The sequence below is a fragment of the Rhodococcus rhodochrous genome (assembly GCF_014854695.1).
Taxonomy (GTDB): Bacteria; Actinomycetota; Actinomycetes; order Mycobacteriales; family Mycobacteriaceae; genus Rhodococcus.
Window position 1 is genome coordinate 1,182,351 of sequence record NZ_CP027557.1, and the last position, 16,965, is coordinate 1,199,315.

20 protein-coding genes are annotated in these 16,965 nt (G+C 69.4%); 10 read left to right on the plus strand and 10 right to left on the minus strand.

Going from position 1 to position 16,965, the window contains the following annotated elements; translation table 11 throughout:
- The first annotated feature begins 12 nt into the window (after window positions 1-12).
- The 4 genes from C6Y44_RS05610 to purH are packed head-to-tail and all read left to right on the plus strand — an operon-like array spanning window position 13 to window position 5,124.
- Entirely contained in the window at window positions 13-1,164 is a 1,152-nt protein-coding gene (locus tag C6Y44_RS05610) for a DUF5336 domain-containing protein (protein ID WP_159416494.1), read from the plus strand.
- 49 nt (window positions 1,165-1,213) lie between these two features.
- Entirely contained in the window at window positions 1,214-2,872 is a 1,659-nt protein-coding gene (locus C6Y44_RS05615; RefSeq protein WP_159416493.1) for a cell division protein PerM, read from the plus strand.
- 55 nt (window positions 2,873-2,927) lie between these two features.
- Window positions 2,928-3,575, plus strand: coding sequence for a phosphoribosylglycinamide formyltransferase (gene purN, locus C6Y44_RS05620; protein WP_225623810.1), 648 nt, complete (start codon window positions 2,928-2,930; stop codon window positions 3,573-3,575).
- Window positions 3,562-5,124 (plus strand): bifunctional phosphoribosylaminoimidazolecarboxamide formyltransferase/IMP cyclohydrolase, encoded by a 1,563-nt coding sequence (gene purH, locus C6Y44_RS05625; RefSeq protein WP_159416492.1) that lies wholly within the window; start codon window positions 3,562-3,564, stop codon window positions 5,122-5,124. The genes purN and purH overlap by 14 nt, the downstream gene beginning before the upstream one ends.
- Before the next feature lie 38 nt (window positions 5,125-5,162).
- On the opposite strand, the gene C6Y44_RS05630 is transcribed toward purH, so the two are convergent.
- The 3 genes from C6Y44_RS05630 to C6Y44_RS05640 form a co-directional block, all read right to left on the minus strand.
- On the minus strand, window positions 5,163-5,405 hold the full coding sequence (locus tag C6Y44_RS05630) for a hypothetical protein (protein ID WP_006553768.1): 243 nt from the start codon (window positions 5,403-5,405) through the stop codon (window positions 5,163-5,165).
- Window positions 5,406-5,713: 308 nt separating this feature from the next.
- Window positions 5,714-6,679: an alpha/beta hydrolase gene (locus tag C6Y44_RS05635; protein ID WP_120281651.1), complete on the minus strand. Its 966-nt coding sequence runs from the start codon at window positions 6,677-6,679 to the stop codon at window positions 5,714-5,716.
- A 12-nt stretch (window positions 6,680-6,691) separates the two neighbouring features.
- Window positions 6,692-7,321, minus strand: coding sequence for a DUF4126 domain-containing protein (locus tag C6Y44_RS05640; protein ID WP_120281652.1), 630 nt, complete (start codon window positions 7,319-7,321; stop codon window positions 6,692-6,694).
- Window positions 7,322-7,393: 72 nt separating this feature from the next.
- Here C6Y44_RS05640 and C6Y44_RS05645 point away from each other — a divergent pair, with 72 nt between their 5' ends.
- Window positions 7,394-8,782 carry an ATP-binding protein gene (locus C6Y44_RS05645; RefSeq protein WP_088899247.1) on the plus strand — a complete coding sequence of 463 codons (1,389 nt, stop codon included), beginning with the start codon at window positions 7,394-7,396 and terminating at the stop codon, window positions 8,780-8,782.
- The gene (locus C6Y44_RS05650; RefSeq protein ID WP_159416491.1) at window positions 8,779-10,716 is read left to right on the plus strand and encodes a vWA domain-containing protein; all 1,938 of its coding nucleotides are present in this window, start codon (window positions 8,779-8,781) and stop codon (window positions 10,714-10,716) included. The genes C6Y44_RS05645 and C6Y44_RS05650 overlap by 4 nt, the downstream gene beginning before the upstream one ends.
- Before the next feature lie 4 nt (window positions 10,717-10,720).
- Here C6Y44_RS05650 and C6Y44_RS05655 read toward each other — a convergent pair whose 3' ends face one another.
- The 7 genes from C6Y44_RS05655 to rpmB form a co-directional block, all read right to left on the minus strand.
- The gene (locus tag C6Y44_RS05655; RefSeq protein ID WP_159416490.1) at window positions 10,721-11,893 is read right to left on the minus strand and encodes an MFS transporter; all 1,173 of its coding nucleotides are present in this window, start codon (window positions 11,891-11,893) and stop codon (window positions 10,721-10,723) included.
- A 3-nt stretch (window positions 11,894-11,896) separates the two neighbouring features.
- Entirely contained in the window at window positions 11,897-12,319 is a 423-nt protein-coding gene (locus C6Y44_RS05660; protein ID WP_159416489.1) for a hypothetical protein, read from the minus strand.
- A gap of 32 nt (window positions 12,320-12,351) precedes the next feature.
- Window positions 12,352-13,278 carry an AEC family transporter gene (locus C6Y44_RS05665; RefSeq protein ID WP_026061586.1) on the minus strand — a complete coding sequence of 309 codons (927 nt, stop codon included), beginning with the start codon at window positions 13,276-13,278 and terminating at the stop codon, window positions 12,352-12,354.
- Window positions 13,279-13,451: 173 nt separating this feature from the next.
- Window positions 13,452-13,709, minus strand: a complete 258-nt coding sequence (gene rpsR / locus C6Y44_RS05670; RefSeq protein ID WP_006553776.1) for a 30S ribosomal protein S18 — start codon at window positions 13,707-13,709, stop codon at window positions 13,452-13,454.
- Window positions 13,710-13,719: 10 nt separating this feature from the next.
- The gene (gene rpsN / locus C6Y44_RS05675) at window positions 13,720-14,025 is read right to left on the minus strand and encodes a 30S ribosomal protein S14 (RefSeq protein ID WP_006553777.1); all 306 of its coding nucleotides are present in this window, start codon (window positions 14,023-14,025) and stop codon (window positions 13,720-13,722) included.
- Window positions 14,026-14,027: 2 nt separating this feature from the next.
- A complete protein-coding gene (gene rpmG, locus C6Y44_RS05680; RefSeq protein WP_159416488.1) occupies window positions 14,028-14,195 on the minus strand; it encodes a 50S ribosomal protein L33 in 168 nt (55 codons plus the stop codon).
- Window positions 14,195-14,431: a 50S ribosomal protein L28 gene (rpmB, locus tag C6Y44_RS05685; protein ID WP_159416487.1), complete on the minus strand. Its 237-nt coding sequence runs from the start codon at window positions 14,429-14,431 to the stop codon at window positions 14,195-14,197. Before rpmB ends, rpmG begins: the two co-directional genes overlap by 1 nt.
- Before the next feature lie 101 nt (window positions 14,432-14,532).
- Between rpmB and mrf the strand changes: the two genes are divergently transcribed.
- The 4 genes from mrf to C6Y44_RS05705 all read left to right on the plus strand — a co-directional run bounded on the left by mrf (window position 14,533) and on the right by C6Y44_RS05705 (window position 16,964).
- Entirely contained in the window at window positions 14,533-15,750 is a 1,218-nt protein-coding gene (mrf, locus tag C6Y44_RS05690; RefSeq protein WP_159416486.1) for a ribosome hibernation factor-recruiting GTPase MRF, read from the plus strand.
- Window positions 15,747-15,998 (plus strand): type B 50S ribosomal protein L31, encoded by a 252-nt coding sequence (locus C6Y44_RS05695; protein ID WP_159416485.1) that lies wholly within the window; start codon window positions 15,747-15,749, stop codon window positions 15,996-15,998. Before mrf ends, C6Y44_RS05695 begins: the two co-directional genes overlap by 4 nt.
- Before the next feature lie 33 nt (window positions 15,999-16,031).
- Entirely contained in the window at window positions 16,032-16,205 is a 174-nt protein-coding gene (rpmF, locus tag C6Y44_RS05700) for a 50S ribosomal protein L32 (protein WP_016694296.1), read from the plus strand.
- Between the two features lie 69 nt (window positions 16,206-16,274).
- Window positions 16,275-16,964, plus strand: a complete 690-nt coding sequence (locus tag C6Y44_RS05705; protein WP_088899223.1) for a response regulator transcription factor — start codon at window positions 16,275-16,277, stop codon at window positions 16,962-16,964.
- Window position 16,965 lies beyond the last annotated feature (1 nt).

The following is a 16,965-nucleotide window of genomic DNA, read 5'->3' on the forward strand; positions in this document are numbered from 1 at the left end:
GCAGGAGAATCGATGACATTCCCCGCAGGCGCATCCGCTCAGAGCAAGGTGGTGCCGTTGCTGCTGCCACTCGCGGTGGCCGTGCTCGGTGCCGTGAACTTCCTGCTCGGCCTCACACCCTTCGTGAACATCACCTTCGGCTCGCAGGTGGCGCTCACGTCCTTCGATTTCGGCTTCGCCGTCGTGCCGCTGGCCTTCCTGCTCTTCGGCGGTGTGAGCGCGGCACTGTCGCTGCTCCCCGGCCAGGACCTGCGTGCCGTGGCCGTCGCGGCGTCGGGCGTCGGTTTCGTGACATCCCTGTTCCAGCTGTTCCATCTGCCCGAGGACACCGGGATCGCGTGGGGCGGCGTGACGATCCTCGTCCTCGGTTTCCTGCAGTTCGCGCTGGCGCTCGTCGCGCTGCTGTTCGGCCTCGGCATCCTCGTGTCCGGCCGGTCGGGTGAGCGGAGTTCCTTCGGGTCGCAGCAGGGCGCCGGGCAGTACCAGGGATTCGGGTCCGGTGCGGGAACCGGTCAGCCGCAGGGCTCCGGTTCGCCGCAGGGATACGGTTCGCCGCAGGGTTACGGCCCGCAGGGATACGGCCAGCCCTACGGCTCGCAGCAGGGAGTCACCGGAGGGCAGTCCCAGTTCGGTGCGCCGCATCCCGGCCATCAGGCGTATCCCGGACAGCAGACGTCGGGGGAGTACTCCGGCGCGCAGCAGTATTCGGGGTCGCAGCAGTACGCCGGGTCGCAGCAGTACGCCGGGTCCCAGCAGTATCCGGGCGCTCAGCAGTACGGCGGGCAGCAGTACAGCGGTTCCCAGCAGTTCCCCGGTTCCCAGCAGTTCCCGGGTGCTCAGCAGTACGGCGGGGGAGCGCAGTATCCCGGTGCCCAGCAGTACGGCGGACAGCAGTACCCCGGTGCGCAGCCGACCCAGCAGTACCCGATCCAGGAACCGCACGGCGCTCAGGACTCGACGGACCACACCGACACGCGGGCGGACGGCACAGCCACGCGGGCGGACGGCACAGCCACGCGGGCGGACGGCACAGTCACATGGGCGGACGGCACAGTGTCCGATGACGACACGACGGGCACGGAACGTCGCGAGGAGACCGGGACCACTGCGACCGGCGACCAGGACGCCACGCAGGCGTTCCGCGCACCGGACGACCAGCGGTGATCGGCGCGCCTGACACCACGATCGCCGTGTCGGTGACACTCTCGAACCGATGACTTCGACGCTCGGCCGGTCCACCCGGCACGTTCCCACCGACGACGACAGCCTGGACCCGGAGCGGTTCCGCATCCTGCTCGGTACTGCGGCCCGCGTTCCGGCGGTGACGCTCGCCGTCGTGGCCACCATCGTGGTGACGACGATGGTCGTCGCCAACAGCGATCTCACCGGCATCTACGCCGCGATCGCCGGCACGTGGCTCGCACTGCACCAGGTGACGCTCACGATCGACGGCACGTCGCTCGGCGTGCTGCCGCTGCTGCCCACCGCGGTTCTGGTGTGGCAGGCGGCGCGGGGATGCGCGTCCGCGGCCGACGCGCTCGTCGAGAACAGTGGGTATGCCCTCGATCGTCAGGACGTCTCGCGCATCACCGTCGCCGTCCTCGCCGGCCCGCTGCTCGTGACCGCGGCGTCGCTGATCGTGCTGCAGGATGCGGCGAGCGTGCTGCCGGTGACGCCTCCGAATGCAGCTGCCGCGCTCACGTGGGTTACCGGCATCTACCTCGTCGCGGCCCTCATCGGCATCGGCTCCCGTGTGTGGAAGCCGCTGGTGCGGTACTACTCGGCGCCCGATTGGCTCGTGCTCGCCTTCCGTCCGGCGCTGCGGGTGCTGCTGGGGATGTTCGCCCTCGGCGGGGTGGTGGTCGTCGCGGGACTGCTGTGGTCGTGGAACGTCGTCGGTGAACTGCTCGCGCGCGGGGACCACTGGACCGGTGTGCTGGGTCTGACGGTGATGTCGATCCTGTACCTGCCCAACGTCATCATCGGTGCCGCGGCCGTCCTGGCGGGCAGCACCGTGCACTTCGGCGACATCCACCTGAGCCTGTTCGAGGCGACGGGCGGCGACCTCCCGGCGCTGCCGGTGCTCGCGGCGGTCCCCACGGGCCCGGCCGCAGCGTTCTGGCCGGTGCTGCTGGCCGTTCCGGCGACGATCGGTGCGCTGCTCGGACGTTTCGCCGCGCAGCGAACCCTGCAGGCGAAGGCCGACGGTGCCCCGGTGGGCAGCGCCGACGCTTCATGGACGGTGCTCGCTGCCGCAGCGGGCGCCGGACTCGTCACGGCGCTGGCGACCTGGGTCGCGGGCGGCCCGCTCGGCGTCTTCGGCACGGTCGGCGCCAACTGGTGGCTCGCCGGAATCCTCGTCTTCGCCTGGTGTGGCCTGCTCGGCATCATCACGGCCCAGCTGCTCGTATGGCGCGAAGGTCGACTGGCCGCGGCGGCATTGCGCGCCGACACCGAGGTGGCCGAGGAGACCCCGGAGGACGCGGCGGACGCGGCCGACGCGACCGAGGCCGACGACACCGCTGATGCAGGAGCCGACACAGAACTCGAGGCGCCCGAGGGCGAGACCCCGGCACTCGAGGCTCCTGTGGCAGAGGACGCCGATGACGCGGATGCCGACGACGAGGAGGAATCCTCGGTCGAGGACACCACCGCCGCCGAGCGCGAGGTCGCAGAAGTCGACGGGGACGAAGCCGCCGCAGTCGAGGAGGACGAGGCTGCCGAGGACGACGCGGAGAGCCTCGAGGACGATGCGGACGCCGACGACGTCATCGACGCCGAGGTGGTCGAGGTGGTCGACGAGGATGACGCCGAGGACGAGGGCGAGCCCGACGAGGAGGTCGCGAACAAGGCCGAAAAGGGCGCCGACTAGGCTCTCCTACGGCCGGTCGATCGGCCGACCCACCTCGACTTCACAGGAGTGGACCCTGACTGCCTCGCGTGACCAGCTGCCGCCCACCGCGCCGGCGCGGCTCGTCGTCCTCGCCTCGGGCACGGGCAGCCTCTTGCGTTCGCTGCTCGACGCCACCCGGACCGACGGATATCCCGCGACGGTCGTCGCTGTCGGTGTCGATCGCCAATGTCCCGCCGAAGGGCACGCCGCCGACGAAGGCATCCCGTCGTTCCGCGTCGCGTTGCGCGACTTCGAGGACCGCACTTCGTGGGACCGCGCGCTGACCGACGCGGTCGCCGCCCACGAACCCGACCTCGTGGTGTCCGCGGGCTTCATGAAGATCCTGGGTTCGGCCTTCCTCGAGCGGTTCGCCGGCCGCATCATCAACACTCATCCCGCGCTACTGCCGTCGTTCCCCGGCGCGCACGCCGTTGCCGACGCCCTTGCCTACGGCGTCAAGATCACCGGTTCGACGGTGCATCTCGTCGACGGGGGCGTCGACACCGGCCCGATCCTCGCGCAGGAAGCCGTGCAGGTGCTCGACGACGACGACGAGGACACCCTGCACGAGCGCATCAAGGTTGTGGAGCGACGGCTGCTGGCCGAGATGGTCGCCGCCGTCGCCACCCGTGGAGTTGTTTCCGATGGACGAAAGGCCGTGATCCCCGGTGACCGAACGTAAGACTGTGCGCCGCGCGCTGGTCAGCGTGTACGACAAGAGCGGGCTGGTGGAGCTGGCGACAGGGCTCCATGCGGCAGGTGTCGAGCTGGTCTCGACCGGCTCCACGGCCAAGACCATCGCCGACGCAGGCGTGCCGGTGACGAAGGTCGAGGAACTGACCGGCTTCCCCGAGTGCCTCGAAGGCCGGGTGAAGACCCTGCACCCGCGCGTGCACGCCGGCATCCTCGCCGACACCCGCAAGCAGGACCACCTCGACCAGATCGCCGATCTGGGCATCGAGACGTTCGAGCTCGTCGTCGTGAACCTCTACCCGTTCACGCAGACGGTCGCCTCGGGTGCGAGCCCCGACGAGTGCGTCGAGCAGATCGACATCGGTGGCCCGTCGATGGTGCGTGCCGCGGCGAAGAACCACCCGTCGGTTGCGGTCGTCGTCGACCCGGCCGCCTACGGTGACGTGCTCGCCGCCGTCGAGGGTGGCGGTTTCACCCTCGAGCAGCGCAAGCGTCTTGCCGCGCAGGCGTTCCAGCACACCGCCGCCTACGACGTCGCGGTGGCGAGCTGGATGAACAGCGGCTACGCGGCGCCCGAGGGCGACGAGTCGCAGTTCCCGGCGTGGACCGGCGCGACCTGGACCCGCGCGAACGTCCTTCGCTACGGCGAGAACCCGCACCAGGCCGCGGCCTTGTACGTGAACGAGGCGGGCGAGCCGGGGCTCGCGCAGGCCGAGCAGTTCCACGGCAAGGAGATGTCCTACAACAACTACCAGGACGCCGACGCCGCTTGGCGCGCCGCGCACGACCACAGCGAGCCGTGTGTCGCGATCATCAAGCACGCCAATCCGTGCGGCATCGCGATCGCCGACGACATCGCCACCGCGCACCGCAACGCGCACGAGTGCGATCCGGTCTCGGCCTTCGGTGGCGTCATCGCCGCGAACCGTGAGGTGAGCGTCGAGATGGCCGAGCAGGTCGCCGAGATCTTCACCGAGGTGATCATCGCCCCGTCGTACGCCGACGGTGCCGTCGACGTGCTCTCCCGCAAGAAGAACATCCGCATCCTGCGCGCCGATTCGCCGAAGTCGGCTCCGGTCGAGATCCGTCAGATCTCCGGCGGACTGCTCCTGCAGGAGCGCGACGTGCTCACCGCGGACGGCGACTCCACCGCCAACTGGCAGCTCGCGTGCGGCGAGGCCGCCGACGAGGCCACGCTGCGCGATCTCGAATTCGCCTGGCGCGCATGCCGTGCCGTGAAGTCCAACGCGATCCTGCTGGCCTCGGGCGGCGCGACCGTCGGTGTCGGCATGGGTCAGGTCAACCGCGTCGACTCGGCGCGACTCGCCGTGACCCGTGCGGGCGATCGTGTCGCCGGATCGGTGGCCGCGTCGGATGCCTTCTTCCCGTTCGCCGACGGTCTGCAGGTGCTGACCGAGGCCGGCGTGAAGGCGATCGTGCAGCCGGGTGGCTCGGTGCGCGACAACGAGGTCATCGAGGCCGCTCGCGAGGCCGGCGTGACGCTGTACCTCACCGGCGCACGGCACTTCGCGCACTAGTCACGAACACCACGCGCGGCACCCGCGCGCACCGTCGCTCAGGCGGCGTGCGCGTGGGTGCCGTTGTCGTGTGCGGTGGGTTCGACGGTGCGCTTGCCGCGGCCCTCGGAGATGACCAGCTTGGCGGCGCCACGGTCGAGCAGTTCGCGGATGAGATCCGCGGAGGCGGCGCCGCTCTCGGTACCGCCGACCCGGCTCAGGTCGATGGTGATGGCGTGACCGGTGAGGTCGTCGGGCAGTTCGGTCGACACGGTGCCGCCGGATTCGATTCGCAGTTTCATGGTGTTTCTCCTGTCGAGGTGATCTTGTACGGGTCGCGGTCGGGGATAGAGAAAGGGCACCCGGGGCGTATGTGCCCCGAGTGCCCGAGAACGAGTCGTCGTGTGACTTCTATTCTCGGGATCGCTCCGCCGCGAAGTGGAAGAAGAAGTGAGAAAACGGTACGGAACAATCGGCTACGTACATGTGCTTGTATCGCATCGGACCGTACCTTTCTCATGTGAACCAGTTGGTTAACGGATGACCATACACGAACAACGCGGAATGGACATTTGTTATTTCCGCGTCGTCCGTGCGTAGGGGCGGGTGCTCAGCCCCTCAGCTTGTCGACCCAGGCCTCGAAACCGGACGTGAACTCGTCGGAGAAGGGCAGGTCGGCGACGTAATCGGCGCCCGTCGACTGCTGGTCGCCGATGTCCTTGAGGACGTGGTTGGTGCGTGTCATGCGCAGCGACGTCAGGCGGGTGTGGACGAGTGCCGCGTCGAGCGCGTCGACGTCCTCGACCCGCACCTGGATGTCCTTCGACGAGACCGCGGTGAGCACCGGCAGGTCGCCGGCGACCTGTGCGGCGAGCATCCGCGGATCGAGCGCGTCCTCCTCGGCGAGTGCCTTCGCGTTGGCGGGGACGAGCCCGGCGTTGCGCAGCGGCTCGGGGAGAGTGTCGCTGAGGGTGCCGTCGGCGCGGAGCGACTCGACCGCGCCGGTGAGCGCGACCCGCAGTTCGTCGGCGATCTGGACGGGAAGTTGTCCCGCGGCGACGACGGCGTCGAGCTGTGCGTCGATCTGGGCGGTCAGCAGGTCGAGCAGGCGCACGGCGAGCGGTTCGAGCAGGCCGAGTCCGGCGATCGAGTCGTTGTCCTGGGCGAGCGACAGCGCGATCAGCGCGCCTTCGCTGTGCCCGACGACGTAGAGCCGCTCCGGGTCGACCCCGCGCTGCGAACCGAGGAAGGCGAGCGCGTCGGCGGCACCGTCGATGAACGTCGAGAAGCCGAGATCGGCGACGTCGTCGACGCTGTACGGGCCGAGCCCGGTCACGCCGCTGCCGAACTTGTCGTACCGCAGGCTCGCGAAGCCCTTGCGTTCGAGCACGTCGGCGAGGTGCCGCAGGGTGCCGATCGATCCGGGGAGCAGTGCGCTGTCGCCGTTGCGGTCGGTGGGACCGCTGCCGGCGAGCAGCAGCACGGCGGGCACCGGACCCCTCATGGAGACGGGGACCCGCAGGCTGCCGTGCAGGGTCACGTCGCCGCTGGAAAAGGTGATCTCGGTGTCCGACATGTCATGTGTCTATCAGAAGTCGCCGGACCGACCCGTATCGAGGGCGCCGCGGTGTGGCGTCGGTTTCGTGCGCGACGAACGGGCCCGGCGCACCCTGCGGTAGCCCCGTACGCCGAGCCATCCGAACAGCGCCAGCAGCGGGACGACGAGCAGGGGAGCGAGCAACGCGATCAGCGACGTGACGAACGAGGTGACGCTCTCGACGATCGACAGCACCGGGTTGCCGAAACCGGCGGTGGTCGCCGTGCTCGCGACCCGCGTGCCCGTCTGCGCCGTGCTCACCGCCAGGGCGGTCGGGGCGCCGATGACGATGCCCGCGAGTGCCGCCATCGCGGGATCGAGGCTCGCGAAGGCCGCCCACGCCGCGAGCGCACCCGCGACCGGCCGGGTCACCGTGCCGAGGGCGGACAGTGCGTTGTCCACGAACGGCACGAGGTCGGCGACGACCTCCACGGCGGTGGCGATCGTCAGGGCGACGAGCGCCGAGGTGGACCCGAGCCACTGCATCGATTCGTTGAGGACGACCCCGAAGAGTTCGAAGTGGACCGCGGCCGACAGGAGCAGCAGCGGCAGGAAGGTGCGCAGCCCGGTGGCGGCCGCGAGCCCCAGCCCGAGCAGGGCCGCCAGGATCCAGGTGTCCATGCGGCGAGTGTAGGCGGACCGGTCGCGGGATCGCGGATGCCGAAACGGCGGTTCGGTCGTACCTTGGGTGAGGTGACGTCACCCACACCGCGCCCCTCCACGGTCGGCGAGCTCCGCGCCTCCGGCCACGTGCAACGGTCCGTCAAGGACGAGATCCGGCACAACCTGCTCGCTGCGCTGCGCGACGGTACCGATCCGTGGCCCGGCATCCTCGGTTTCGAGGACACCGTCGTCCCGCAACTCGAACGCGCCCTCATCGCCGGCCACGACGTGGTCCTGCTCGGCGAACGCGGCCAGGGCAAGACGCGCCTGCTGCGTACCCTGCCGCTGCTGCTCGACGAGTGGACCCCGGTCATCGCCGGCTCCGAACTCGGCGAGCACCCCTACGAGCCCATCACCCCGGCGTCGATCCGTCGTGCCGCCGAACTCGGCGACGACCTGCCCGTCGCGTGGCGGCACCGCAGCGAGCGGTACGCCGAGAAGCTCGCGACGCCCGACACCTCGGTCGCCGACCTCGTCGGCGACGTCGATCCCGTGAAGGTCGCCGAGGGTCGCAGCCTCGGCGACCCGGAGACGATCCACTTCGGTCTCGTGCCCCGCGCGCATCGCGGCATCGTCGCCGTCAACGAACTGCCCGATCTCGCCGAACGCATCCAGGTGTCGCTGCTCAACGTCATGGAGGAGCGCGACATCCAGGTCCGCGGCTACACGCTGCGTCTGCCTCTCGACGTGTTGCTCGTCGCGAGCGCGAACCCCGAGGACTACACGAACCGCGGTCGCATCATCACCCCGCTCAAGGACCGTTTCGGCGCGGAGATCCGCACGCACTACCCGACGCGGCTCGAGGACGAGATCGCCGTCATCGAGCAGGAAGCGCATCTGCAGTCCCGCGTGCCCGACTATCTCTTCGAGATCCTCGCCCGGTTCACGCGGTTGCTGCGCGAATCGACCTCCGTCGACCAACGTTCCGGTGTCTCGGCACGGTTCGCCGTTGCCGGTGCCGAGACCGTCTCGGCTGCGGCCCTGCACCGCGGTGCGGTCCTCGGTGAGGACGATCCGGTCGCGCGTCCCGTCGACCTCGGCACGGTCGTCGAGGTGCTCCGCGGCAAGGTCGAGTTCGAATCCGGGGAGGAGGGAAGGGAATTCGAGATCCTCGACCACCTCCTCCGGCGTGCCACGGCCGAGACCGCCCGCTCGCGGCTGGCGGGCGTCGACCTCGGGCCGCTGGTCGCCGCCGTCGAACAGGGCGATCCGGTGGTCACCGGTGAGCGGATCACTGCGAAGGTGCTGCTCGACGAACTACCCGAACTGCCCGTCCTCGACGCCGTTGCCGAACGGCTCGGTGCCACCGACACCGGAACCCGCGCCGCGGCAGTGGAACTCGCCCTCGAGGGTCTGTATCTGGCACGGCGCATCGCCAAGGACACCGGCGACGACGGCTCGGCGGTGTACTCCCGATGAGCAGGTCCGCCCGCTACGGTCCGTATACCGGGGGCGATCCGCTCGCCCCACCGGTGGACCTGCGCGACGCGCTCGCCGCGATCGGCGACGACGTCATGGCCGGCGCGTCACCCAAGCGCGCCCTGCGGGAGTTGCTGCGTCGCGGGCAGGACGGCATGCGTGGCCTCGACAAGCTTGCCGCGCAGACGAACCGGCGTCGACGTCAGCTGCTCGACCGCACCAACCTCGACGGCACTCTGCGCGAGGTGCGCGAGCTCCTCGACCGCGCCGTGCTCGAGGAACGCAAGGAACTGGCCCGCGCCCTCGACGACGACGCGCGGTTCGCGGAGATGCGGATCGAGGAACTGCCGCCGTCGACGGCGCAGGCCGTGCAGGAACTCGCCGACTACGACTGGCGCAGTGCGCAGGCCCGGCAGGACTACGAGAAGATCCGCGACCTGCTCGGCCGAGAGATGCTCGACCAGCGCTTCGCCGGGATGAAGCAGGCGCTCGAGCGGGCCACCGACGAGGACCGGCAACGCATCTCGGAGATGCTCGACGACCTCAACGAGCTGCTCGACAAGCACTCCCGCGGTGAGGACACCGAGGAGGACTTCGAGCAGTTCATGGCCGAGCACGGTGAGTTCTTCCCGGAGAACCCACAGAACGTGGAGGAACTGCTCGACTCTCTCGCACAGCGGGCAGCGGCGGCGCAGCGGCTGCGCAACTCGCTCACCCCCGAGCAGCGCGACGAACTCGATGCGCTCGCGCAGCAGGCGTTCGGATCCTCGGATCTGATGAGCCGGCTCGACCGTCTCGACGGCCACCTGCGTGCCGCACGTCCCGGCGAGGACTGGACCGGCTCCGAGCAGGTGCGCGGCGAACAGGGCATGGGTCTCGGTGAGGCCACCTCGGCGCTGCAGGAGCTGTCCGAACTCGACCAGCTCGCCGAGCAGCTGTCGCAGCAGTACGCCGGGGCGTCCCTCGACGACATCGACCTCGACGCGCTCGCCCGGCATCTCGGGCCCGAGGCCGCGGCCGATGCCCGTACTCTCGCCGAACTCGAGAAGGAACTGCAGCGGCAGGGCTTCTTCGACCGGGGTGCCGACGGGCAGTGGCGACTGTCGCCCAAGGCCATGCGCCGGCTCGGCGAAGCGGCCCTGCGCGACGTCGTCAATCGCATCTCGTCGCGTACGGGGCAACGCGAGTCGCGGCGGGCGGGTGTGCTCGGCGAACCCACCGGCGCCTCGAAGACGTGGGAGTTCGGCGACACCGAACCGTGGGACGTCGTGCGGACCCTCACCAATGCGACCCTGCGCAGTCCCGGCCTGCCGGTGCGGATGTCGGTGCAGGACGTCGAGGTGATCGAGACCGAACAGCGGACGCAGGCGGCGGTCGCGCTGCTCGTCGACACGTCGTTCTCGATGGTCATGGACGGTCGCTGGGTGCCGATGAAACGCACGGCCCTCGCGCTGAACCACCTCGTGTCCACGCGCTTCCGCGGGGATGCACTGCAGCTCATCGCGTTCGGCCGGCATGCCCGTGTGGTGTCGGCGCCCGAACTCGCCGGGCTCGACGGCGTCTACGAGCAGGGCACCAATCTGCACCACGCCCTGATGCTCGCGGGTCGTCATCTGCGTCGTCATCCCAACGCGCAGCCGGTGGTCTTCGTCGTCACCGACGGTGAACCCACCGCGCATCTCGAACCGGACGGCTTCGCGGCCTTCGACTACCCGCCGAGCGCACGCACTCTGGGGCTGACGGTGCGCGAACTCGACCACATTGCGCGGCTCGGCGCCCAGGTCACGATCTTCCGGCTCGGCAGCGATCCGGGGCTCGCGCGGGTCGTCGACGTGCTGGCGCGTCGCGTCGGGGGGCGGGTGGTCGCGCCCGACGTCGACGGTCTCGGGGCAGCGGTCGTCGCCGACTACGTGCGGGCCCGTCGGCGGTCGTAAGCACTCAGCGGCGCACCGATCTCCAGGTGGTCGTCGCGGCGGCGGACAGCAGGGCAGCGGTCACCCAGAAGATCGACGCGACACCGGCGACCCCGGCGATCGCGCCGGCGGCCATGGGCACCGCGACCTGCCCGAGACGGTTGCCGGTCAACCGTACGGCCAGCGCCGACGCGCGGTCGGACGGTGCGACGAGTTCGACGACCCACGTCATGGTCAGGGGTTGGCCGACGCCCCAGAACATTCCGCACACGGCGAGCAACGCGCCGATGACCCACGGGTTCGGCACGAGCGGCAGCAGCGCGACAGGCACGATGGTCCCGGCGGTCGCGGAGACGAGCAGCCACCTGCGCGGAATCCGGCGCAGCGCCCACGGCAGCAGGGCACGCGAGACGATCGACGCCACGGTGCGGGCGGTGAGCAGGACCGACACCAGGAGCACGCCGAACCCGAACTGCTCACCGAGCAACGGCAGGTAGGCCACGACGAGGTCGACCGAAGCGAGGACCACCAGGCTCGACAACATCGCGGGCTTCATGCCCTTCGTGGCGAGCATCGACAGGATCGACTGGGGCGCGCCGTCCTCCGCGGTGCGACCGGAGCCGGGCGGCTCGCGAAGCCCCAGCACCAGCGGCAGGGAGAGCAGCGAAACCACCGTCATGACCAGCAACGCTCCGGTGGTCTCGACGGATCCGCTGCCGTCGCCGGTGGTCGCGGCGATCACGCCGGAGACGGGCACACCGACGGCCTGCCCGACCGACACACCCAGCGTCAGACCGGCGAACCCGCGATCCAGCCGGCCCGGCGGCGACAGGATCGACACGAACGCCTGCCCCGACACCGTGACGAGCAACTGCCCGAGACCGAGCACGACGTTGCCGGCGGCGAGCACCAGCAATCCCGAACTGAGAGCGATCAACCCGGCGCCGACCGTGGTGACGACGATGCCCGAACGGAGAATGGCGGTCGCGTGCCCGCGGTCCACGGCACGTCCCATCCGCACCGCCGCGATCAGCGGAACGATGGCGTAGAGCGCCGTGACGGCGCCGATGGTCGTCGCGTCACCGCCGAGAGCGAGGATCCGGTAGGAGACCAGGACGCGAATCGACTGGAATGCCGCGTGCAGCAGGGCCGTGGACAAGCACAGATACAGCAGCCAGTGACGCGGAGGATGCGGCATATGTCAGGCGCCGGCCGTCACGACCCGGTCGCCGAGCGGCGACTGCAAGGAGACCTCGAGGGTGCCGACGACGGCGACCATGATGCACATGCGGTCCTGCATCTCCGGCAGCGTGCCGCCGCGGAGCGTCACCGTCACCGTGTCGTCCGTTTCGGTGACGGTCGCGTCGACGCCGAAGCACTCGGGGGTGCCCGTCTCGAAGTGCAGGGCGATCCGGTCGTCGCTCACCCGCGACCACGACAGGATCGTCAGCGGATGCGCGTCGACGATGTCGGGTCGCGGCGAGAACACCGTCGCCCCTGCCGGAACCGGTTCCTCGGGCAGCGCCGGTACGTCCGGTGTACTCGAACTCGACCCGCAGGCTGCGATGAGCAGGCACATCGCGAGGACGGTGATTCCCCGGCAGGCACGGACGACGGAACGCATGGTTCCCACGGTATTTCCGTGTCGCGTGTTCATCACGCCAGCAGGGCGGCGGTCACGCCGATCGCAGGGATGGAGGCGAGGGTGGTGACGAGTGCGGCGTCGCGGGCGAGCACCGTGCCGCGACCGTAGGCACTGGCGTAGACGAACACGTTCTGCGCGGTCGGCAGCGCGGCGACCACCACGACGGCGAACAGTGCGTGGCCGTCGAGTCCGAACACGAATCGCCCCATCAGATACGCGAGCACGGGCTGGGCGAGGATCTTGAGTACGGATGCGAGCGCGATGTCGCGGCGCGGGCTCGTTCCCTTCTCGAGCACCCGGACGCCCTGCAGCGACAACCCGAACGCGAGCAGCGCACCGGGCACCGACGCACCGCCGAGCAGATGGAACGGCTGCAGCAACGCCTCGGGAGGCGTCCATCCGCTGATCGCGATGGCGAGTCCGGCCGCGGCGGCCAGGACGATGGGGTTCTTGAACGGCGCGAGCAGGGTGTCGAGGCGCGAGACCCCGGCGCGCATCGTCGACAGGTCGAGCATCGTCAGCGCGATGGGGGAAAGCACGACGATCTGGAACAGCAACAGGGGCGCGACGAACGACGCGTCGCCGAGCACGAACACGGCGATGGGGATGCCGAGGTTCGCGGAGTTGACGTAGCCGGCGCACAGCGCGCCGATGGTCGCCTCGGGAACTGCACGTCGCAGCCAGAGCTTGGCGACGACGAAGTGCACGATCGCGACGGCGAACGCCGTGGCCGCCGCGATGTAGAGATTGGGAGAGAAGATCACCGACAGGTCGGACGTCGCGAGCACGTCGAACAGCAGCGCGGGGGTGGCGACGAAGAAGACGAGCCGGCTGAGCACCGTCTGCGCCTCGTGACCGAGAGTGCCCAGGCGCCCCAGCGTGAAGCCGATGGCGATGATCACGAAGATGACACTGAACCCCGCGATCACACCCGACACGGTTGCCTAGTCTAAGGACTCTGGGACGTCTCCCCGTCATCGGACCGAAGCGAGGGTCGAGACCGATGTTGTTTGCGGTTCTCGGCAGATTTTCGCGAACAACGTCGGTCTCGGGTGCACACATGACGACGCCGCCCCTCCCGATGGGGAGAGGCGGCGTCGGAAGCCACGACCTACTTGCTGCTGACGTAGGGGAGCAGAGCCATCTCGCGGGCGTTCTTCACCGCGACGGCGACCTGACGCTGCTGCTGCGGGGTCAGGCCCGTGACGCGACGGCTGCGGATCTTGCCGCGGTCGGAGATGAAGGTGCGGAGCAGGTTGACGTCCTTGTAGTCGACGTACTCGATCTTCGCCGCGAAGAGGGGGTTCTTCTTGGGCTTGCGTCCCTCTACGGCACGCGACTTCTTCGACGGTCCTCGCTTGACTGCCATATCTCGCTCCTCACCAGCTCGACTTGTGGACGCCGGGTAGTTCCCCGCGGTGGGCGAGTTCACGCACACGCACTCGTGAGAGCCCGAACTTTCGCAGGTGGCCGCGCGGGCGGCCGTCCGCAGCGTCTCGATTGCGCAATCGTACCGGACTGGCGTCGCGGGGTAGACGCTGCAGTGCCCGCTGGGCTTCGCTGCGCTCCTCGGGCGAGGACGACGGTCGGCGCACGACTTCCTTCAGTTCCGCGCGGCGCTCGGCGTACCGGGCCACGATCGCCTTCCGTTGCTCGTTGCGTGCGATCTTCGATTTCTTCGCCATGACTACTTCTCCTCCCGGAAGTCGACGTGTCTGCGCAGCACGGGGTCGTACTTGCGCAGGACGAGACGGTCGGGATCGTTCCGGCGGTTCTTCCGGGTGACGTAGGTGTAGCCGGTTCCCGCGGTCGAGCGAAGCTTGACGACGGACCGGATCTCGCTGCGTGCTGCCATCAGAACTTCTCCCCGCGGGCACGCAGACGCGCGACGACGCTCTCGATGCCGTCGCGGTCGACGATCTTGATGCCCTTGGTGGACAGGTTCAGCGTGACCCGGCGTCCGAGCGAGGGTACGAAATAGGTTCTGCGCTGGATGTTCGGGTTCCACCGCCGGCTGGTGCGGACGTGGGAGTGCGATACGGATCTCCCGAAACCGGGTCGCCGTCCGGTGAGTTGGCACGTGGCCGACACGTCGGCTCCTTTCGTAGGTAACGACAATCATTTTCGACAAAGTGCTTCGCCGACTGTACGCTCAGATGTCGTTAATGACAATCGTTATCGAAAGGAGTCCTGTGGACACCAGGACGCCGCTCGTCATCGTCTGCGGATGGCGCGGACGGACTGCGCAGGTCGCGCGGTCGCTCCTGCGTCCGGGCACCGCGGTCGTCCACCACGACCTGTCCGGTCTCGACCAGGGCGTACTCCGCCGCTCAGTGCTCACCGTCGAGGGCGAACGCACCGAGATCCTCGAACTCGCGCACGGGTGCGTCTCCTGCACGCTGCGCGAGGATCTGCTGCCGCTTCTGCGCCGCATGCGCGACTACAGCAGCGTCGACCGGATCGTGCTGCACCTCGACCCGCAACTCGAACCCGAGGCACTGTGCTGGGCAGTCGAACATGTCGTGGTGAGCGGGATCGTCGGTCGTGTCGACGGACCCGCGTCCCTCGATGTCCGAGTGGACGGCGTCGTGACCTGCCTCGACGCCGCGACCTGGCTCGAGGACGCGACGGGCGACGACGAACTGAACGAGCGTGTCGACGACGACCGCACCCTGGCGCAGGTCGTCGTCGGCCAGGTCGAGTTCGCCGATGCGTTGGTGGTGCTTCCGGGAGCGGACGGCTGGCAGCAGGCACGCCTGCACGCGGTGCTCACCCGACTCGCCCCGGACGCGCCGATCGCGTGGGCGGGGGAACCGGACGTCGAGCGGCTCCTCCGCGAGATACCCGCCACCGCCCGTCGGGGGACGATCGACGGGGCGCACTCGCCTCTCCTACGAGGTCAACCGCCCCTCGACGACGACTGCGGAATCCGCCTCGTCGAGTTCTCCGCCGACCGGCCGTTCCATCCGGAACGTCTCCACCACGCGATCGACGTGCTGCTCGACGGCGTCGTGCGCGCCCGCGGACGACTGTGGGTCGCCACCCAACCCGACAATGCGCTGCTCATCGAATCAGCCGGTGGAGGACTGCGGGTCGCTCACGCGGGGCCGTGGCTCGCGTCGATGACTCCCGATCAGCAGCGCGAGGTCCCGGCGGAACGCCGCGCGATGGCGTCGCTGCGCTGGGACGAACGCTACGGCGACCGGGACACGAGCATCGTCGTCCTCGTCCACGACGCCGACTCGGAACTCATCGACCGCACGCTGCGCGCGGCGGTCGTGACAGACGACGAGTTCGCCCGCCCCGACCTGTGGCCGACCTGGCACGACCCCTTCGGCCGATTCCACGAAGACCCTTGTGACGACCTCCCGGCAGACCGCCGCGACAACGAGAGAGAAGGACACCGATGAAACCAGGCCTGCATCCCGACTACCACCCCGTGGTCTTCCAGGACGCCAACACCGGCGCCACCTTCCTGACCCGCTCCACCGCGACATCCGAACGCACGACCGTCTGGTCGGACGGCCTTGCCTACCCGCTGATCGTCGTCGACGTCACGAGCGACTCGCACCCGTTCTGGACGGGCGCCGCCCGCCTGCTCGACACCGCCGGTCGCGTCGAGAAGTTCGAGCGCAAGTACGGCCGGCGCCGACCCTGATCCCCGAACCTCCCGACATCGAAGGAGAACGACATGGCAGTCCCCAAACGCAGGAAGTCCCGCTCGAACACCCGTCATCGCCGGTCGCAGTGGACGGCGAAGGTCCCCGATCTCGTGCCGGTCACGGTCGACGGAACGACCGTGAAGGTGCCCCGCAGGCTCGTCGAGGCCGTGCACAGGGGTGAGGTCGATCCCCGGACCGACTGAGTCGTAGAGCCCGCCGGCCACCGCGGGTTCTCAGCGCGCTCTCAGTAGGGGCAGGCCACAATGGTGATCATGCGCATTCTGGTGGTCGACGACGACCGTGCGGTGCGGGAGTCGCTGCGCCGGTCACTGAGCTTCAACGGATACACGGTCGACCTCGCGACGGATGGGCAGGACGCCCTCGAGCAGGTCGCGGCGTCGCGTCCGGATGCGATGGTGCTCGACGTGATGATGCCGCGCGTCGACGGTCTCGAGGTGTGCCGCCGACTGCGCAGCACCGGCGACGACCTGCCGATCCTCGTCCTCACCGCGCGCGACTCCGTCTCGGAGCGGGTCGCGGGTCTCGACGCGGGCGCCGACGACTACCTGCCGAAACCGTTCGCGCTCGAGGAACTGCTCGCGCGGCTGCGGGCGCTGCTGCGTCGTGCCGCGCCCGACCCGGACTCGTCCGCCGACGAGGTGCTGCGGTTCGCCGACCTCAGCCTCGACCCCGCGACCCGCGAGGTCACCCGCGGCGACCGGCAGATCAGCCTCACCCGCACCGAGTTCTCCCTGATGGAGATGCTCATGGCGAACCCGCGGAGGGTGCTCACGCGCAGCCGCATCCTCGAGGAGGTGTGGGGTTACGACTTCCCGACCTCCGGCAACGCCCTCGAGGTCTACGTGGGGTACCTGCGACGCAAGACCGAGGCCGGTGGAGAACCGCGCCTGATCCACACGGTGCGCGGCGTCGGGTACGTGCTGCGCGAAACCCCGCCGTGAG